Source organism: Streptomyces sp. NPDC012466, from assembly GCF_042955215.1.
In the GTDB taxonomy this organism is placed as follows: domain Bacteria; phylum Actinomycetota; class Actinomycetes; order Streptomycetales; family Streptomycetaceae; genus Streptomyces.
Genome location: NZ_JBIBEQ010000003.1, coordinates 270,647 through 286,601 on the forward strand (window position 1 = coordinate 270,647; position 15,955 = coordinate 286,601).

16 protein-coding genes and 1 tRNA gene are annotated in these 15,955 nt (G+C 68.6%); 8 read left to right on the top strand and 9 right to left on the bottom strand.

Annotated features, from left to right (window positions below; all coding sequences use genetic code 11):
* The first annotated feature begins 26 nt into the window (after positions 1–26).
* Positions 27–917 carry a rhomboid family intramembrane serine protease gene (locus ACFY9E_RS13635; RefSeq protein ID WP_390982638.1) on the top strand — a complete coding sequence of 297 codons (891 nt, stop codon included), beginning with the start codon at positions 27–29 and terminating at the stop codon, positions 915–917.
* Between the two features lie 254 nt (positions 918–1,171).
* On the opposite strand, the gene crgA is transcribed toward ACFY9E_RS13635, so the two are convergent.
* A complete protein-coding gene (gene crgA / locus ACFY9E_RS13640) occupies positions 1,172–1,426 on the bottom strand; it encodes a cell division protein CrgA (RefSeq protein WP_390982641.1) in 255 nt (84 codons plus the stop codon).
* A gap of 138 nt (positions 1,427–1,564) precedes the next feature.
* On the opposite strand from crgA, the gene ACFY9E_RS13645 reads away from it, so the two are divergent.
* Genes ACFY9E_RS13645 through ACFY9E_RS13670 form a run of 6 tightly spaced genes read left to right on the top strand, consistent with a single transcriptional unit; the run spans position 1,565 to position 5,843 of the window.
* Positions 1,565–2,344 carry a DUF881 domain-containing protein gene (locus tag ACFY9E_RS13645; RefSeq protein WP_390982644.1) on the top strand — a complete coding sequence of 260 codons (780 nt, stop codon included), beginning with the start codon at positions 1,565–1,567 and terminating at the stop codon, positions 2,342–2,344.
* A gap of 24 nt (positions 2,345–2,368) precedes the next feature.
* On the top strand, positions 2,369–3,046 hold the full coding sequence (locus ACFY9E_RS13650; protein WP_390982646.1) for a class E sortase: 678 nt from the start codon (positions 2,369–2,371) through the stop codon (positions 3,044–3,046).
* A 17-nt stretch (positions 3,047–3,063) separates the two neighbouring features.
* Positions 3,064–3,261: a hypothetical protein gene (locus tag ACFY9E_RS13655; protein WP_037668147.1), complete on the top strand. Its 198-nt coding sequence runs from the start codon at positions 3,064–3,066 to the stop codon at positions 3,259–3,261.
* Positions 3,258–3,896 carry an aminodeoxychorismate/anthranilate synthase component II gene (locus ACFY9E_RS13660; protein WP_104779146.1) on the top strand — a complete coding sequence of 213 codons (639 nt, stop codon included), beginning with the start codon at positions 3,258–3,260 and terminating at the stop codon, positions 3,894–3,896. The genes ACFY9E_RS13655 and ACFY9E_RS13660 overlap by 4 nt, the downstream gene beginning before the upstream one ends.
* Positions 3,893–5,080: a class E sortase gene (locus ACFY9E_RS13665; protein ID WP_390982649.1), complete on the top strand. Its 1,188-nt coding sequence runs from the start codon at positions 3,893–3,895 to the stop codon at positions 5,078–5,080. The genes ACFY9E_RS13660 and ACFY9E_RS13665 overlap by 4 nt, the downstream gene beginning before the upstream one ends.
* Before the next feature lie 13 nt (positions 5,081–5,093).
* Entirely contained in the window at positions 5,094–5,843 is a 750-nt protein-coding gene (locus ACFY9E_RS13670; RefSeq protein ID WP_390982651.1) for a class E sortase, read from the top strand.
* Between the two features lie 104 nt (positions 5,844–5,947).
* On the opposite strand, the gene ACFY9E_RS13675 is transcribed toward ACFY9E_RS13670, so the two are convergent.
* The 7 genes from ACFY9E_RS13675 to ACFY9E_RS13705 all read right to left on the bottom strand — a co-directional run bounded on the left by ACFY9E_RS13675 (position 5,948) and on the right by ACFY9E_RS13705 (position 14,724).
* Positions 5,948–6,340, bottom strand: coding sequence for a hypothetical protein (locus ACFY9E_RS13675; protein ID WP_390982654.1), 393 nt, complete (start codon positions 6,338–6,340; stop codon positions 5,948–5,950).
* A 164-nt stretch (positions 6,341–6,504) separates the two neighbouring features.
* Positions 6,505–8,529, bottom strand: a complete 2,025-nt coding sequence (gene pknB, locus ACFY9E_RS13680; protein ID WP_390982657.1) for a Stk1 family PASTA domain-containing Ser/Thr kinase — start codon at positions 8,527–8,529, stop codon at positions 6,505–6,507.
* Positions 8,530–8,697: 168 nt separating this feature from the next.
* Complete coding sequence (locus tag ACFY9E_RS13685) at positions 8,698–10,176, bottom strand: penicillin-binding transpeptidase domain-containing protein (RefSeq protein ID WP_390982660.1); 1,479 nt, start codon at positions 10,174–10,176, stop codon at positions 8,698–8,700.
* Entirely contained in the window at positions 10,173–11,621 is a 1,449-nt protein-coding gene (locus ACFY9E_RS13690; protein ID WP_390982662.1) for an FtsW/RodA/SpoVE family cell cycle protein, read from the bottom strand. The genes ACFY9E_RS13685 and ACFY9E_RS13690 overlap by 4 nt, the downstream gene beginning before the upstream one ends.
* Positions 11,622–11,643: 22 nt before the next feature.
* Positions 11,644–13,197 (bottom strand): Stp1/IreP family PP2C-type Ser/Thr phosphatase, encoded by a 1,554-nt coding sequence (locus ACFY9E_RS13695; RefSeq protein ID WP_390982665.1) that lies wholly within the window; start codon positions 13,195–13,197, stop codon positions 11,644–11,646.
* A 140-nt stretch (positions 13,198–13,337) separates the two neighbouring features.
* Positions 13,338–13,847 (bottom strand): FHA domain-containing protein, encoded by a 510-nt coding sequence (locus ACFY9E_RS13700; protein ID WP_283968366.1) that lies wholly within the window; start codon positions 13,845–13,847, stop codon positions 13,338–13,340.
* Positions 13,848–13,857: 10 nt separating this feature from the next.
* A complete protein-coding gene (locus ACFY9E_RS13705; protein ID WP_390982668.1) occupies positions 13,858–14,724 on the bottom strand; it encodes an FhaA domain-containing protein in 867 nt (288 codons plus the stop codon).
* Positions 14,725–15,197: 473 nt separating this feature from the next.
* Here ACFY9E_RS13705 and ACFY9E_RS13710 point away from each other — a divergent pair.
* A tRNA-Leu gene (locus tag ACFY9E_RS13710) sits at positions 15,198–15,281 on the top strand.
* A gap of 105 nt (positions 15,282–15,386) precedes the next feature.
* Here ACFY9E_RS13710 and ACFY9E_RS13715 read toward each other — a convergent pair.
* Positions 15,387–15,920, bottom strand: coding sequence for a winged helix-turn-helix transcriptional regulator (locus ACFY9E_RS13715; protein WP_390982671.1), 534 nt, complete (start codon positions 15,918–15,920; stop codon positions 15,387–15,389).
* Positions 15,921–15,955: the final 35 nt, after the last annotated feature.

Genomic DNA, 15,955 nt, shown 5'->3' on the forward strand with positions numbered 1-15,955 from the left:
TTTTCTCACACGACCTAGGGGAGACCATGGACGACCAGGCTGCGGGCAGCCCGCAGGACGCCCACAGCGTCCCCATGTGCTACCGCCACCCGGACCGCGAGACCGGGATCCGCTGCACCCGCTGCGAGCGCCCGATCTGCCCCGAGTGCATGGTCAACGCCTCCGTCGGCTTCCAGTGCCCCGAATGCGTCCGCACCGGCTCCGGCACGGGCCACTCGCCCACAGCCGCCATGCCCCGGACGATCGCGGGCGGTTCCATCGCCGCCGACACGCGGCTGCTGACCAAGATCCTCATCGGGATCAACCTGGCCGTGTTCATCGCCGTCCAGGTCCACGAGGCACTGCTGAGCGACCTCGTCCTCCTCGGCGCCTGGCCGCCCGCGCCCTTCACGCCCACCCAGGGCGTGGCGGGAGGCGAGTGGTACCGCATGGTGACATCGATGTTCACGCACCAGGAGATCTGGCACATCGCGTTCAACATGCTCAGCCTGTGGTGGCTCGGCGGTCCGCTCGAAGCCGCGCTCGGCCGCGTCCGCTACCTCGCGCTCTACTTCATCTCCGGACTCGCGGGCAGCGCCCTGGCCTATCTGCTGGCCTCCCCGAACACGGCCACACTGGGCGCCTCCGGCGCGATCTTCGGCCTCTTCGGTGCCACGGCCGTGCTGATGCGCCGGCTCAACTACGACATGCGGCCGATCATCGCCCTGCTGGTGATCAACCTGATCTTCACCTTCAGCCCGGGCTTCAACATCTCGTGGCAAGCCCACATCGGCGGCCTCGTCGCCGGTGTCGTCGTGGGATACGCCATGGTCCACGCCCCGCGCGAGCGGCGCGCACTGGTCCAGTACGGCACCTGCGCCCTGGTCCTGGGAGTGGTCGTGCTGGTGACCGTTCTGAGGACCGCGCAGCTCGTCTGAGCAGGCGTTGTCCACAGCGGGTGCCGGATCTTGTGCACGCTGTGCAGGAACACGTGTGCCCCCTGTCACCGACCTGCGTTTCCGCAGGTCAGGCAGGGGGCGAACAAGTTTTCGAGTGCCGGTACTTCCGTCATACCGGCGTCAACGTCCCGCGAGTTATCCACAGATCGTCTTTCTTTTCCCCATGTGGAAAACCGCTGTGGATAACTCAGTGAACAGCCCTGGGCAGAGCTGCGTTCACCTTCCGGTGACCGCTACTTCCACTGGGTCGAGACGCCGAATCCGGCGGCGATGAAGCCGAAGCCGACCACGATGTTCCAGTTGCCCAGCGAGTCGAGGGGCAGCGAGCCGTCGGTGACGTAGAAGACGACGATCCAGGCCAGGCCGATGAGGAACATGGCCAGCATGACGGGCGCGACCCAAGCACGGTTGCTCAGCTTGATGGCGGTCGTCTGCTTGGCAGCCGGCGGCGTGTAGTCGGCCTTCTTGCGGATACGTGACTTCGGCACGAGGGTCTCTCCTGTCGATGCGCTGCGTGGCCGCGCAGGTAACTGGGTCGGTCTGGGGCAGCGTAAGGGGACTCCGATTGCTCCCCCGGGCGTCCGTTAGCGTAGTGCTTCCGCCGCGCCGAAGGAGATAAGGGTACGTTGAGCAATTCTGCCGACTCCCCCGGGACGGGATCCACCCCTGGGCGCTCGCGCCGTTTCCGGCCGGTGCGGGTCCTCACGGCGGCCGTCTTCGCTCTCGCGGGTCTCATCTTCTTCACCAGCTTCGACACCGCCAAGGGCACCAACATCCGCACGGACTCCTCGCTGCTGAAGTTGTCCGACCTCATCCACGAGCGCAGCCGTGAGAACGGCGAGCTGGACGAGACCAACGGCACCCTGCGCAAGGACATAGAGGCGCTCGCCGAGCGCGACGACGGCAGCACCAAGGCGGAGGACGACAAGCTCTCCGCCCTGGAGAAGCGGGCGGGCACGCAGGCGCTCAAGGGCGACTCGCTCTCGGTCACGCTCAACGACGCGCCGCCGGACGCCACCGCCAAGCTCCCCGGCTATCCCGAGCCGCAGCCCGACTACCTGGTCATCCACCAGCAGGACCTCCAGGCCGTGGTGAACGCGCTGTGGCAGGGCGGTGCCAAGGGCATCAAGGTCATGGACCAGCGGCTGATCTCCACCAGCGCGGTGCGCTGCGTGGGCAACACCCTGATCCTGCAGGGCCGTGTCTACTCACCGCCGTACAAGATCACCGCGGTGGGTGACCCGGACAGGCTGCAGAAGGCGCTCGCGGCCTCCCCGGCGATCCAGAACTACATGGTCTACGTCAACGTCTACGGGCTCGGCTGGAAAGTCGAGGAGAACGGCCCGGTGACTCTGCCCGGCTACTCGGGCACAGTGGATCTGCACTACGCGAAGCCTGTGGAGTAGAGGCGAGGCCCGGGGGAGCCGCCGGTGCGCGTGATCGTCAGGACCGTCAGCGAACTCTGCATCACCGTCGGCAGCGTGATCGTGCTGTTCGTCGTCTACGTGCTCTTCTGGACCGGGGTGCGGGCCGACGGCGTCATGGACGACCAGATCGACCTGCTCCGGAAGGAGTGGTCCAAGCCCCGCCCGCCGGCCGGCGGCTCCCCGGCGGACCCTCCCGAGCCGGCGACGTACGCCGAGGGCAGGCCCTTCGCGATCATGTACATCCCGCGGCTCGGTTTCACGTGGAACAAGCCCGTGCTCGAAGGCACCGCCACCGGGACCCTGAAGAAGGGACTGGGCCACTACGCCGAGACCGCCCGGCTCGGGCAGGAGGGGAACTTCGCGGTCGCCGGTCACCGCCGCACCTACGGCGACCCCTTCAAGGACTTCCCCGAGCTCAGACGCGGTGACGCGGTGGTGCTGACCGACGGCACGACCTGGTTCACGTATCGGATCGACAAAGGCCCGTACAAAACAGTGCCCTCGGACATCGAGGTGATCGACCCTGTCCCACGTACATCCGGGTACACGCGTTCGGGACGCTATCTGACGCTGACCACGTGCGAACCGGAATGGGGGCACAGTCATCGGCTGATCGTCTGGGCGCACCTGGACTCCACCCAGCCCGTGGAGGCCGGGAAACCAGAGGCGCTGCGCCGTTAGTCTGGTGGCTGTACGGCGTGGGTCTGGTGCCGTGGTACGACGGAAGGGACGGCATGTACGGCTGGATCTGGCGGCATCTGCCGGGGAACACGTGGGCGAAGGCAGTGATCTCACTCGTCCTGGTCGTGGCCGTGGTCTACGTCCTCTTCCAGTACGTCTTCCCGTGGGCGGAACCGCTGCTGCCCTTCAACGATGTGACGGTGGACAACCAGTGAGCGCGCGCATTCTCGTCGTCGACAACTACGACAGCTTCGTCTTCAACCTGGTCCAGTACCTGTACCAGCTGGGCGCCGAGTGCGAGGTCCTGCGCAACGACGAGGTGTCGACGGCGCACGCCCAGGACGGCTTCGACGGCGTTCTGCTCTCCCCGGGCCCTGGCACGCCGGAGCAGGCCGGGGTGTGTGTCGACATGGTCCGGCATTGTGCCGACACGGGTGTCCCGGTCTTCGGTGTCTGTCTCGGCATGCAGTCGATGCAGGTGGCGTACGGCGGTGTGGTGGATCGTGCGCCCGAGCTGCTGCACGGCAAGACCTCGCTGGTCGAGCACGGTGGCGGGGGCGTCTTCGCGGGCCTGCCCTCTCCTTTCACGGCGACGCGCTACCACTCGCTGGCCGCCGAGCCGGCGACGGTCCCGGCCGAGCTGGAGGTCACGGCCCGTACGCACGACGGCATCGTGATGGGCCTGAGGCACCGCGAACTGCCGGTCGAGGGTGTGCAGTTCCACCCCGAGTCGGTGCTGACCGAACACGGGCACCGGATGCTGGCCAACTGGCTGGTGGAGTGCGGCGACCAGGGCGCGGTGGCGAGGTCGGCCGGGCTCGCCCCGGTGGTGGGCAGGGCCACGGCGTGACCGCGCTGCGCCCCGAGCGCGAGTCCGACACCTCGTACGGGCAGCAGTCGTACGGGGTGCCGGGTGCGTTCGAGGAGTGGCCGGGCGGAGGGACGTACGGTGCGACCCCGCAGCCGCAGCCGTATCCGGCGGGGCAGGGCGGGCAGCCGCAGTCGGACCCGCCGCAGCCGGAGCCGTACGCGTCGTACGAACCCGTCTCGGACGAGCGGTTTCTGCCGCCGGTCGACGAGGAGACGGTGGCGCTGCGGATACCGGACCCCCCGCCGGGGACCGGCGCGTCCCCAGCGGGCTCTGCGGCTTCCTCGGCCTCCCGGCAGGACGGATCCGCCCCGGGAGGTCGCGCGGCCCGCAGAAAGGCCGCCAAACGCCGTCACGGGCGTCATGGCGGGGCCTCGGACGCCCCGTCGGCCGCCCACAGCGGCAGCGACACCGGCAGCGGCTCCGCCACGGGGAGCCGGTCGCGGGCGCCGCTGTCACGGGTGGAGGCGCGGCGGCAGGCGCGGGCGCGCAAGCCGGGCGCCGCGGTCGTCGCGAGCCGGGCGATAGGCGAGGTGTTCATCACCGCCGGCGTGCTGATGCTGCTGTTCGTCACCTACCAGCTGTGGTGGACGAACGTGCGGGCGCATGCCCAGGCCGGCCAGGAGGCCAGCAGTCTCCAGAACGACTGGGCGAGCGGCAAGCGCAGCCCGGGAGCCTTCGAGCCGGGCCAGGGTTTCGCGATCCTGCACATTCCCAAGCTGGACGTGGTGGTCCCGATCGCCGAGGGCACCAGCAGCAAGGGCGTGCTGGACCGGGGCATGGTCGGCCACTACGCCGAGGGCGCGCTGAAGACGGCGATGCCCGGTGACAAGACCGGTAACTTCGGGCTCGCGGGCCACCGCAACACCCACGGAGAACCGTTCCGTTACATCAACAAGCTCGCTCCGGGCGATCCGATCGTCGTGGAGACGCAGGACGAGTACTTCGTCTACAAGATGGCGTCGATCCTGCCGGTGACGCCGCCGAGCAACACCAGCGTCCTGAATCCGGTGCCCACGGGGTCCGGATTCACCAAGCCCGGCCGCTACATCACGCTGACCACGTGCACGCCGGAGTTCACCAGCAAGTACCGGATGATCGTCTGGGGCAAGATGGTCGAGGAACGGCCGCGCAGCAAGGGCAAGCCGGATGCGCTCGTCAGTTAAGGGCAGATGACCAGTGGCAGCGACCACCGACACGGACCACGAGAAGCACACCGGCGGGGCGTCCCGGCCGCCTGCGGCGCGCCGCAGGCCCGGCCCGATCGCCATGACGGTCAGCTTCTTCGGGGAACTCCTCATCACGGCGGGGCTGGTCCTCGGCCTGTTCGTCGTCTACTCGCTGTGGTGGACGAACGTGGTCGCCGACCGCGCGGCCGGCAAGCAGGCCGACGAGGTCCGCGAGGGCTGGGCCCACGGCCGGGGCGGCCCCGGGGCGCTGGACACCAAGAACGGCATCGGCTTCCTGCACGTCCCGGCGATGAAGAACGGCGAGGTCCTGGTCGAGAAGGGCACGTCGAACAAGATCCTCAACGACGGTGTCGCCGGTTACTACACCGACCCCGTGAAGGCGACGCTGCCGATGTCGGGCAAGGACGGCAACTTCTCCCTCGCCGCCCACCGGGACGGCCACGGCGCGAAGTTCCACAACATCGACAAGATCAGGAAGGGCGACCCGATCGTCTTCGAGACGAAGGACAAGTGGTACGTCTACAAGGTCTACGACATCCTTCCCGAGACCTCGAAGTACAACGTCAAGGTCCTCTCCCAGGTCCCGAAGGAGTCCGGCAGGAAGAAGCCGGGCCACTACATCACCCTGACGACCTGCACGCCGGTGTACACGAGCACGTACCGGTACGTCGTGTGGGGTGAGCTGGAGCGGGTGGAGAAGGTGGACAGCGAGCGGACTCCGCCGAAGGAACTGGGCTGACCCGGCGGGCGGTTCGCGCGGCGCTCGGCTGAACCGAAAGGGGGGCTCGTCCCGAGTGTCACTCGGGACGAGCCCCCTATGCGCTACCGGTCAGCCGACGCGGCTCAGGTGGTGAGGTTGTGCTTGAAACCGCTGAACTTGTCACCGCTCTTGATGAGCGAGACCCGGACGCCGACCTTGATGTTCTCGGGCACCTGGCTCCCGAAGCACTTGTACTCGTGCGACTGGGCGGGCTGCGTCGTCTTCAGTTCGGCGATCGTCTTGTAGTCGCTCATCCTGAACAGGTGGATCTCGACAGCGTAACCATCGCTCTGGTCGTCGTAGACGGTCAGGCAGTCGCCGTCGTGGCCGAAGGCCCCCTTGCCGCCCGGGTCCCAGTCCGTCGTGTAGACGAAGCCGCTGTTGGTGCCGGCGTTCGCCGTTCCCGTCGCGAGGAAGGTCAGGGCGCAGGCGGCGCCGACGGCAGTGAGAATTCGCTTCTTGATGATTTCCCCCAATGGTCATGTCGCGTTCAAAACGCGACCAAGGACGGATCCTAATCGATCATCAAGAGGAGATGGCGAGAATTAAGCGTGGTGGACGGTCACGCCCTCCTGGCGCGGACAGCAGGGCGCCCCGGCACTCTCGGAGTGCCGGGGCGCCCTGCGTCACGAAGCGCGGATCAGTCGTCCTCGCTGCGGCCGATGGCACCTCCGAAGATGCCGCCGCCGCCGTTGTCACCGCCGCCGTTGTTGTTGTTGCCGCCGCCCGCGGTGGTCAGGGTGATGGCCTGGCCGCCCGGGTTGTCGACCTCGGTACCCGGCTGCGGATCCTGCTGGGTCACCACGGCGTTGTCGTCCTGCGAGCCGGACACCTGGATGTTGGTGAACCCGTTCTGCTGCAGGATCTGCTTGGCCTGGGCCAGCGTCCGCAGCCGGACCTCCGGCACCTTCACCTTCTGCTGTTGCTGCTTCGCCTTGCCGACGACGATCTGCACCGACGAGTTCTTGTCGACCTGCTGATTGGCCGACGGAGTGGTGGAGATGACCTTGCCGACCTGGTTCGGGTCGTCGGTCTCCTGCTCGGAGCACTGACCGGTCAGGTCGTTGGCCTCCATCTGGGACTTCGCAGCGTCACAGGTCTGACCGACGACGTCGGGCACGGTGGCCTTCTCCTCGGCCTTGGCGACGGTCAGGGTGATCGTCGAACCCTTCTCCACCTCTTCGCCCGTGGTCGGGTTCTGGTCGAGCACGGTGCCCGGTTGTTCGGGGGACGTCCGGGTCCTCGTCTCGATCTTGAACGCGTACTTGTCGCCCGCCAGCTTTTCCTTCGCCTCGTCGACACTCAGGCCGGTGACGCTGGGAACCGTCACCTTCGGCGCGCCCGTCGACACCACGACTTCGATGGTGGAGTACTTCTCGACCTCGGTCGTGGGGGCCGGGTTCTGCTCGCAGATCTTGCCCTTGCTCTGCTTCTCGCAGGGCTTCTCCGTGGTGCTCAGCTTCAGGTCGCTGTTCACGGCCAGCCGCTTGGCATCACTCAGCTTCTGGCCGACGAGATTGGGGACGGTAGCCGGGTCGTCGGCCACGTCGTTGCCGCTGAACGCCCACCGGCCGATCAGGATCGCCCCGACCAGGACGAGGATGCCCGCCACCACCAGCAGGATCGTGGAGGTGTTGGACTTGCGCTGCTGGCCGCGGCGCCGGTCGGGGCGGTCGTCGTAGCCGTAGCCGCCGTCGTCCGGGTTCATCGGGGGCAGCATGGACGTGGCGCCGGCGCCGGAGTCCGCGCGCAGGGCCGTCGTCGGCTGGTCGTCGGGGTAGCCGCCGTAGCCCACAGCGCCCATCGCGGCGGTGGCAGCGACGGGCTGGCCGTCGAGGCAGGCCTCGATGTCGGCGCGCATCTCGTCGGCCGACTGGTAGCGGTAGTCCGGGTCCTTGACGAGCGCCTTCAGCACGATCGCGTCCATCTCGGGCGTGATCTCGGGGTCGAAGACGCTCGGCGCCTGCGGCTCCTCGCGGACGTGCTGGTAGGCCACGGCGACCGGGGAGTCGCCGACGAACGGCGGACGCACAGTCAGCAGTTCGTAGAGCAGACAGCCGGTGGAGTACAGGTCGGACCGGGCGTCGACCTGCTCGCCCTTCGCCTGCTCCGGCGAGAGGTACTGGGCGGTGCCGATGACCGCGGAGGTCTGCGTCATCGTCATGCCGGAGTCGCCCATGGCGCGGGCGATGCCGAAGTCCATGACCTTGACCTGGCCGTTGCGCGTCAGCATGACGTTCGCCGGCTTGATGTCGCGGTGGACGATGCCGGCGCGGTGGGAGTACTCCAGGGCCTGGAGGATGCCGATGGTCATCTCCATGGACCGCTCCGGCAGCAGCTTGCGGCCGGAGTGCAGCAGCTCACGCAGGGTCGAGCCGTCCACGTACTCCATGACGATGTACGGGATCGACACGTTGTCGATGTAGTCCTCGCCCGTGTCGTAGACCGCGACGATCGCGGGATGGTTGAGCGAGGCGGCCGACTGGGCCTCCCGGCGGAACCGGGCCTGGAAGGAAGGGTCGCGCGCGAGATCAGCGCGCAGCGTCTTCACCGCCACGGTGCGTCCGAGGCGGGTGTCATGCGCGAGGTAGACCTCCGCCATGCCACCACGCCCGAGCACCTGGCCCAGTTCGTACCGGCCGCCGAGGCGACGCGGCTCTTCCATAGCTACCTACCAGCCCTCTCCGTCGGTCCCGACCGGCACGCTTGTACGGTCGAGGCTGCCGTCCGGGCCTACCGTACCCGGCTCGCTTTGTGTGACCTGGCCAAGCCCGTCAGCCGATACAGGACCGGTATCGCAACGTGCACCGATGTGAAGCGGACGTGATCGGGGTCACTTCTTGCTGTTGATGACCGCCTCCATCACGTTCCTCGCGATCGGAGCCGCGAGGCCGCCACCGGAGATGTCGTCACGGACGGCGTTGTCGTCCTCGACGACGACCGCCACGGCGACCGGCGAGCTGTCGTCGTCGCCCTTGGCGTAGGAGATGAACCACGCGTAGGGGTTCTCGCTGTTGTCGACACCGTGCTGGGCGGTACCGGTCTTGCCGCCCACCGTGACCCCGGGGATCTTGGCGTTCGAGCCCGTGCCCTTGTCGACGACCGTCTCCATCATCGACTGCAGGATCTGGGCGTTCTCCGCCGACAGCGGCTGGCTCAGCTCCTCCGGATCGGTCTTGGCGATGGGGTCGACGCCGGGCGACTGGAGCTCGTCGACCATGTACGGCTTCATCAGCTTGCCGTCGTTGGCGACCGCCGAGGCGACCATGGCCATCTGCAGCGGGGTGGCGGCGGTGTTGAACTGACCGATCGAGGACAGCGCGGTCTGCGAGGGGTTCATGCCGTCGGAGAAGACCGAGGCGTTGGCGCGGACCGGCGTGAACTGCTCCTCGCCGAAGCCGAACTTCTTGGCCATGTCCAGCATCTTGTCGTTGCCGAGGTCCGAGCCGATCTTGCCGAAGACGGTGTTGCAGGAGTACTGGAGGGCCACCCGCAGCGTCGCGTTCTTGCAGGGGATGTTGCCCTCGTTGGGCAGCTTGGTGGTGGTGCCCTTCATGATCCAGGGGTCCGGCGAGTCCGTCTTGGCGTCGGCGCTGGTGTACAGCTCGTCCTCCAGCGCCGCGGCCGCGGTGACCACCTTGAAGGTGGAGCCGGGCGGGTAGGTCTCGCGCAGCGCCCGGTTGAGCATCGGGTCGTTCGGGTTGACCTTCTTCTGCAGCTTCTGCCAGGCCTTGGTGTCCGTCGTCGTGGAGTTCCCGGCGAAGGACGTGGGGTCGTACGACGGGTAGGAGGCCAGGGCCAGGATCTTGCCCGTCGACGGCTCCAGCGCGACGACGGCGCCCTTGCCCCCTTGCTTCTTCAGGCCGTTGTACGCGGCCTTCTGAGCGGCGGCGTTCAGCGTCGTGACGACATTGCCGCCCTGCTGCTTCTCACCGGTGAGCATGTCGAGGGTGTTGCGGAAGAACAGCCGGTCGTCATTGCCGGTGAGGATGCCGTCCTCGAGGGACTCCAGCTGGGTGGCGCCGAAGGCCTGCGAGGCGTAGCCGGTGACCGGCGCCCACATCGGGCCGTCCTTGTAGGTGCGCTTGAACTTGAAGTCGCTGCCCGGCGTCTCGGCGGAACCGGTGATCGGCTTCCCGTCGACGATGATGTCGCCGCGGGGGGAGGCGTAGCGCTCGATGATGACGCGGCGGTTGTTCTTGTCGGTCCTGAGCTCGTCGGCCTGAACGTACTGGATCCAGTTGTCGCGGATCAGCAGGGCCAGAACGAGCAGACCGCAGAAGATCGCGATCCGGCGCAGGGGCTTGTTCATGACGGGCGGACCACCTGGGTCATCTCGGCGTCGGGGTTGGCGGCGGGAGCGGGGGCCGGACGGCGGGCCGTGTCGCTGATTCTCAGCAGGATCCCGATCAGGGCCCAGTTGGCGATCACGGAGGAACCGCCGTACGCCACGAACGGCAGCGTCATACCGGTCAGCGGGATGAGGCCCATCACACCGCCGGCGACGACGAACACCTGGAGGGCGAAGGCGCCGGACAGGCCGATCGCCAGCAGCTTGCCGAACGGGTCGCGGGCCGCGAGGGCGGTGCGCACACCCCGCTCGACGATCAGACCGTAGAGCAGCATGATCGCCATCACGCCGGCCAGGCCCAGTTCCTCGCCGAAGGTGGCGAGGATGAAGTCGGAGTTGGCGGCGAAGCCGATGAGGTCGGAGTTGCCCTGCCCGAGACCGGTGCCGAGGGTGCCGCCGGAGCCGAAGGCCCACAGGGCCTGCATGGCCTGCTCGGAGTGGACGATGCCGTCCTGGACGCCGGCGCGGGAGAGCTCGAACTCGTGCATCGGGTCGAGCCAGGCCTGCACACGCGTCTGGATGTGCGGCTCGAAGCTCGCCACGCCGACGGCGCCGACCGCGGACATCAGCAGACCGAAGACGATCCAGCTGGTCCGCTCGGTGGCGACGTACAGCATGATGATGAACATCCCGAAGAACAGCAGGGACGTACCGAGGTCGGTCTCGAAGACCAGGATGAGGATCGAGATCACCCAGACCACGAGGATCGGACCCAGGTCGCGGCCGCGCGGCAGGTACAGGCCCATGAAGCGGCGGCTGGCCAGGGCCAGGGCGTCCCTCTTGACCATGAGGTAGCCGGCGAAGAACACCGCCAGGGCGATCTTCGCGAACTCACCGGGCTGGAGCGTGCCGAGACCTGGGATCTTGATCCAGATCTTGGCGCCGTAGATGTTCGCGCCGAGTCCGGGCACCAGCGGCAGGATCAGCAGGAGCAGCGCGCCGGCCATGGAGATGTACGTGTAGCGCTGCAGGACCCGGTGGTCCTTGAGGAAGATCACCACGACCGCCAGCAGGGCGACGCCCATCGCCGAGTACAGCAGCTGCCGCGGTGCGGCCTCGGCGTAGTTGCTCAGCCGCTTGGACTGGTCGAGCCGCCAGATGACGACCAGACCCAGCCCGTTCAGCAGGGTGGCCAGCGGCAGCATCAGGGGGTCGGCGTACGGCGCGAACTTCCGGACGACGAGATGGCCGACACCCGCGAGCAGCCCGAGCCCGAGCCCGTAGCTCAGCAGGCCCGGAGGCACCGAGTCGTGAAGGGCCAGGCCGACGTTGGCGTAGGCGAACACCGGGATGACTACGGCGAACACCAGCAGCGCGAGCTCGGTGTTGCGCCGGCTCGGCGCGCCGATGGCGCCGATCGTGGACGTGTGGTGCGTCGGCGAGTGCGACGTATTCGTACCGCTCATCGTGTGACAGGGCCTCTCACGGCTACTGCTTACCGCACAGCGAGACGACCTTCTGCTCTTCCTCCGAGAGGCTGGGGCCGGGGCTGGGAGTGGGTGCGGTCGTGGTCGGGGGCGTGGACTTCTCCGGCGCCGAGGGTGAGCCCGACGGGTTGGACGGGTTCGGCGTCGGTGTGGCCTTGGACGTGAAGGAGGCGGGAGTGGTTCCCGTGGTGCCCCCGGCCTCGCCTTCGCCGGTCTTGGAGTTGTTCTGGCTCTCGGCTTCGCGCCGCTGCGCCTGCTTCTTGCACGCGGAGGCCTGCACCGACAGTTCCTGGATCTTCGCCTGGGCGTCCTTCAGACCGCCCTCGGGGATGGTCGCCTCGACCAGCTTCTGCTGGTAGGGCGGCAGGTACTTGAGTTCGATCTCGGGGTGGTCCTTCTCGACCTTCGAGAGCGAGACCCAGGCCAGGTCCTGACTGATGCCCCGGTACAGCGCGACGTGCTCGTCCTCGGTGCCGACGTAGTACTGCGTCTGCGTCCAGCGGTATCCGCCGTACAGACCGCCGCCGATGACGGCCAGTGCGAGGACGCCGTAGAGGGATCTCTTCAGCCACCGGCCCTTCTTGCGGGGCTTGGTGAAGTCGTCGTCGGCGTAGTCGAAGCCGCCCGCCGGGATGTAGCCGGTGGTGTCGCCGGAGCCGGGCGGGCCGAACTCGCCGCCCCCGCCCTGGCCGTGCCCCTGACGGCCGAGCCCGGAGGCGCGGCCGGCGGGGGTCTGCATGATGCCGTTGTCGTGCAACTGGTGCTGGTTCTCCGCGACGGCGCCGACCACCACCGGGGTGTCGGACAGCTGACCCGCGAGGGTGTCGCCGGTGTCCAGGTCGAGGACGTCGGCGATGATGACCGTGATGTTGTCCGGGCCGCCGCCGCGCAGCGCCAGCTCGATCAGGTTCTGGACGGTCTCCTGGGGGCCCTGGTAGCTGGCGAGGGTGTCCTCCAGGGTCTGGTGGGACACCACGCCGGACAGGCCGTCGGAGCAGATCAGGTAGCGGTCGCCGGCGCGGACCTCGCGGATGGACAGGTCGGGCTCGACGTGGTCGCCGGATCCGAGGGCGCGCATCAGCAGCGAGCGCTGCGGGTGCGTGGTGGCTTCCTCCTCGGTGATGCGGCCCTCGTCGACCAGGCGCTGCACCCAGGTGTGGTCCTGGGTGATCTGCGTGAGGACGCCGTCGCGGAGCAGGTAGGCGCGCGAGTCGCCGACGTGGACCAGGCCGAGGCGCTGGCCCGTCCACAGCAGGGCGGTGAGGGTGGTCCCCATGCCCTCCAGCTGGGGGTCGTCCTCGACCATCGAGCGCAGCTGGTCGTTGGCGCGCTGCACCGCCGTGCCGAGCGAGGTGAGGATGTCGGAGCCGGGGACGTCGTCGTCGAGCGCGACGATGGTGGAGATGGCCTCGGAGGAGGCGACCTCACCGGCCGCGGCGCCGCCCATGCCGTCGGCGATGGCGAGCAGGCGCGGGCCGGCGTATCCGGAGTCCTCGTTGCCCTCCCGGATCATGCCCTTGTGCGATCCGGCCGCGAAGCGCAGGGAGAGACTCATGCGCACCTCGCCTGTCGGCTCCGGGTACAGCCGGTCGTGTCGAGCCACACTGCCCACCCTCCGGTCGGGAGCGCGCCGGGGGCCGGGGTGGGGCCCGCCGCTGCGTGCTCGCTCCGCTCGCGCCTATCCATGATGTAGCACTACTTCCGCAGCTCGATGACGGTCTTGCCGATGCGGATCGGCGCGCCCAGCGCAATCGGTGTGGGAGTCGTCAGCCGGGACCGGTCCAGGTACGTGCCGTTGGTGGAGCCGAGGTCCTCGACGATCCACTGGCCGTCGCGGTCCGGATAGATCCTGGCATGGCGGCTGGAGGCGTAGTCGTCGTCCAGCACGATCGTCGAGTCGTGCGCCCGGCCGAGGGTGATGGTCTGGCCCTGGAGCGCGACCGTGGTGCCCGTGAGGGTGCCCTCGGTCACGACCAGCTTGGTGGGGGCGTTACGGCCGCGCCGGCCGCCGGTGGGCTGCTGGCGCTGGGGTGGTGGCGCCTGGCGGGCGGCCTGCTGCTGCCGGCCTGCCTCGCGGCGCGATCCGCGCTGGGTGACGCGCGTACCGAACAGGTCGCTGCGGATGACCTGCACGGCCACGATCACGAACAGCCACAGTACGGCCAGGAAACCCAGCCGCATGACCGTGAGGGTCAGCTCTGACATTGCCCCCGCTTCACCCTTCGGCTTGCCGGTAAATGATGGTGGTACTGCCCACGACGATCCGCGAGCCGTCGCGGAGCGTAGCGCGGGTGGTGTGCTGCCCGTCCACCACGATGCCGTTGGTGGATCCGAGATCCTGGATCGTCGAGGGCGTTCCGGTCCGGATCTCGCAGTGCCGGCGGGAGACGCCGGGGTCGTCGATCCGCACGTCGGCGTCGGTGCTGCGGCCCAGCACCAGCGTCGCGCGGGAGATCTGATGGCGGGTGCCGTTGATCTCGATCCAGTGGCGGGTGCGTCCGCCGGCGGCCGGGGCGGCCGGGGGCCGCTGGGCGCTCGCGGCGGGCGGGTAGCCGTACCCGCCGGGGCGGCCGCCGGGGGGCGGCGAGGCAGGCATGGGCGGGGCGCCGCCGGACGCGGCGGACGGCGGGTAGCCGTAGCCGCCGGGGCGTCCACCCGGCGCGGCGGCGGGCGCGGCGCCGCCCCCCGGGCCGCCCTGCTGGCTGCTGGAGGAGGCGAGCGTACGGCTGCGCACCCGGTACAGGCCGGTGTCGAGGTCGTCCGCCTTCTCCAGGTGCACCTTGATCGGGCCCATGAAGGTGTAGCGCTGCTGCTTGGCGTAGTCGCGGACCATGCCGGCGAGTTCGTCGCCGAGCTGGCCGGAGTAGGGGCTGAGCCGCTCGAAGTCCGGGGTGCTCAGCTCGACGATGAAGTCGTTGGGCACGACCGTCCGGTCGCGGTTCCAGATGGTGGCGTTGTTGTCGCACTCACGCTGGAGAGCTCCCGCGATCTCCACGGGCTGGACCTCGGACTTGAACACCTTGGCGAAGGTGCCGTTGACCAGACCTTCGAGACGCTGCTCGAACTTCTTCAGGACTCCCATGGGGCACCTCCTCCGTCGCTGCCGTCCTGTGTACTGCCCTGCGGGCCACTTGCCTGGTACTGCTTACTGATCGTATCCACGCGCCGCTCGATCGGCTGGTTCCCCCTGTCGGCTCCGCCGACGGGTGTCGACGCAGGACGAAGTTCCCTGTGGAGCTCGTCTTCGAACTCCTCCGGTGGTACTGCTGCGCGTAACCGCCTCACGTATGCCTGACATGGATCGTAGAGGCGGCCGTGGACCAGTGTCCCGCACCTGACTGTGGACCCGGACCCCCTCCTGCGGAGACGGCGGGTACCGGTACGAGGTTGATACGTGAACCGGTACGCGTTGATACGTGGCGGGGACATCGAAGGTTCGGCGGGGGGGTCTGCCTGCGGGGATAAGGGATGTGAACCCACCCCTTCCAGCGTGCTAATGTTCTGGGTGTCGGAAGGCGCCCGCCCCAAGGGGCAGACGCCCAGGACACACCCAATGCGCGGGTGGCGGAATAGGCAGACGCGCTGGATTCAGGTTCCAGTGCCCGCAAGGGCGTGGGGGTTCAACTCCCCCCTCGCGCACTGTGGGAACGGGCGGCATCGATCAGATGCCGCCCGTTCTTCGTGTTGGGGCAGGTGACGGTACGCCTCGGGCGCGCCCCGGGTCCCCGTCGTGTGAGGAAGCTCTCAGGTCTGGCCGGCCCGGCCGTCCCCCAGCGTCCGCCCCGGGGCGAAGCGTTCCCGTACGACCGGGTCGTCGAGGAGGCGGGCCGGGTAGCCCGGGCCGGTGCGGACGGTCATGTCCCGCTGACGCAGCGGCTCGCCGCAGGCGGAGCAGACGACCCGGGCCTCGGTGTCGTGGTCGCACGGGGTGTGGTGCAGGACCACCGGGGCGCCCTCGTCGCCGGCCAGCCAGCGGTCGCCCCAGGCGTTGATCGCGGCGATGACGCCGAAGAAGTCGCGGCCCTTGTCCGTCGGCAGGTACTCGTGGCGCACCGGGTCGCTCTGATAGGCGCGCCGCCGCAGCAGGCCCTCGGCCTCCAAGCGCCGCAGCCGGTCGGTGAGGGTGTTGCGGGCGATGCCGAGCGTGCCGATGAAGCCGTCGAAGCGGGTTTCGCCGTAGAAGACCTCGCGCAGCACCAGCAGGGTCCAGGCGTCGCCCAGGATGTCGGCGGTGCGGGCGATCGAGCAGGGCCAGCTGCCGAACGAGGTCCGTCTCATGGCTTCCACTGTAGGGGCCCTCCCCTGGTTGGTCT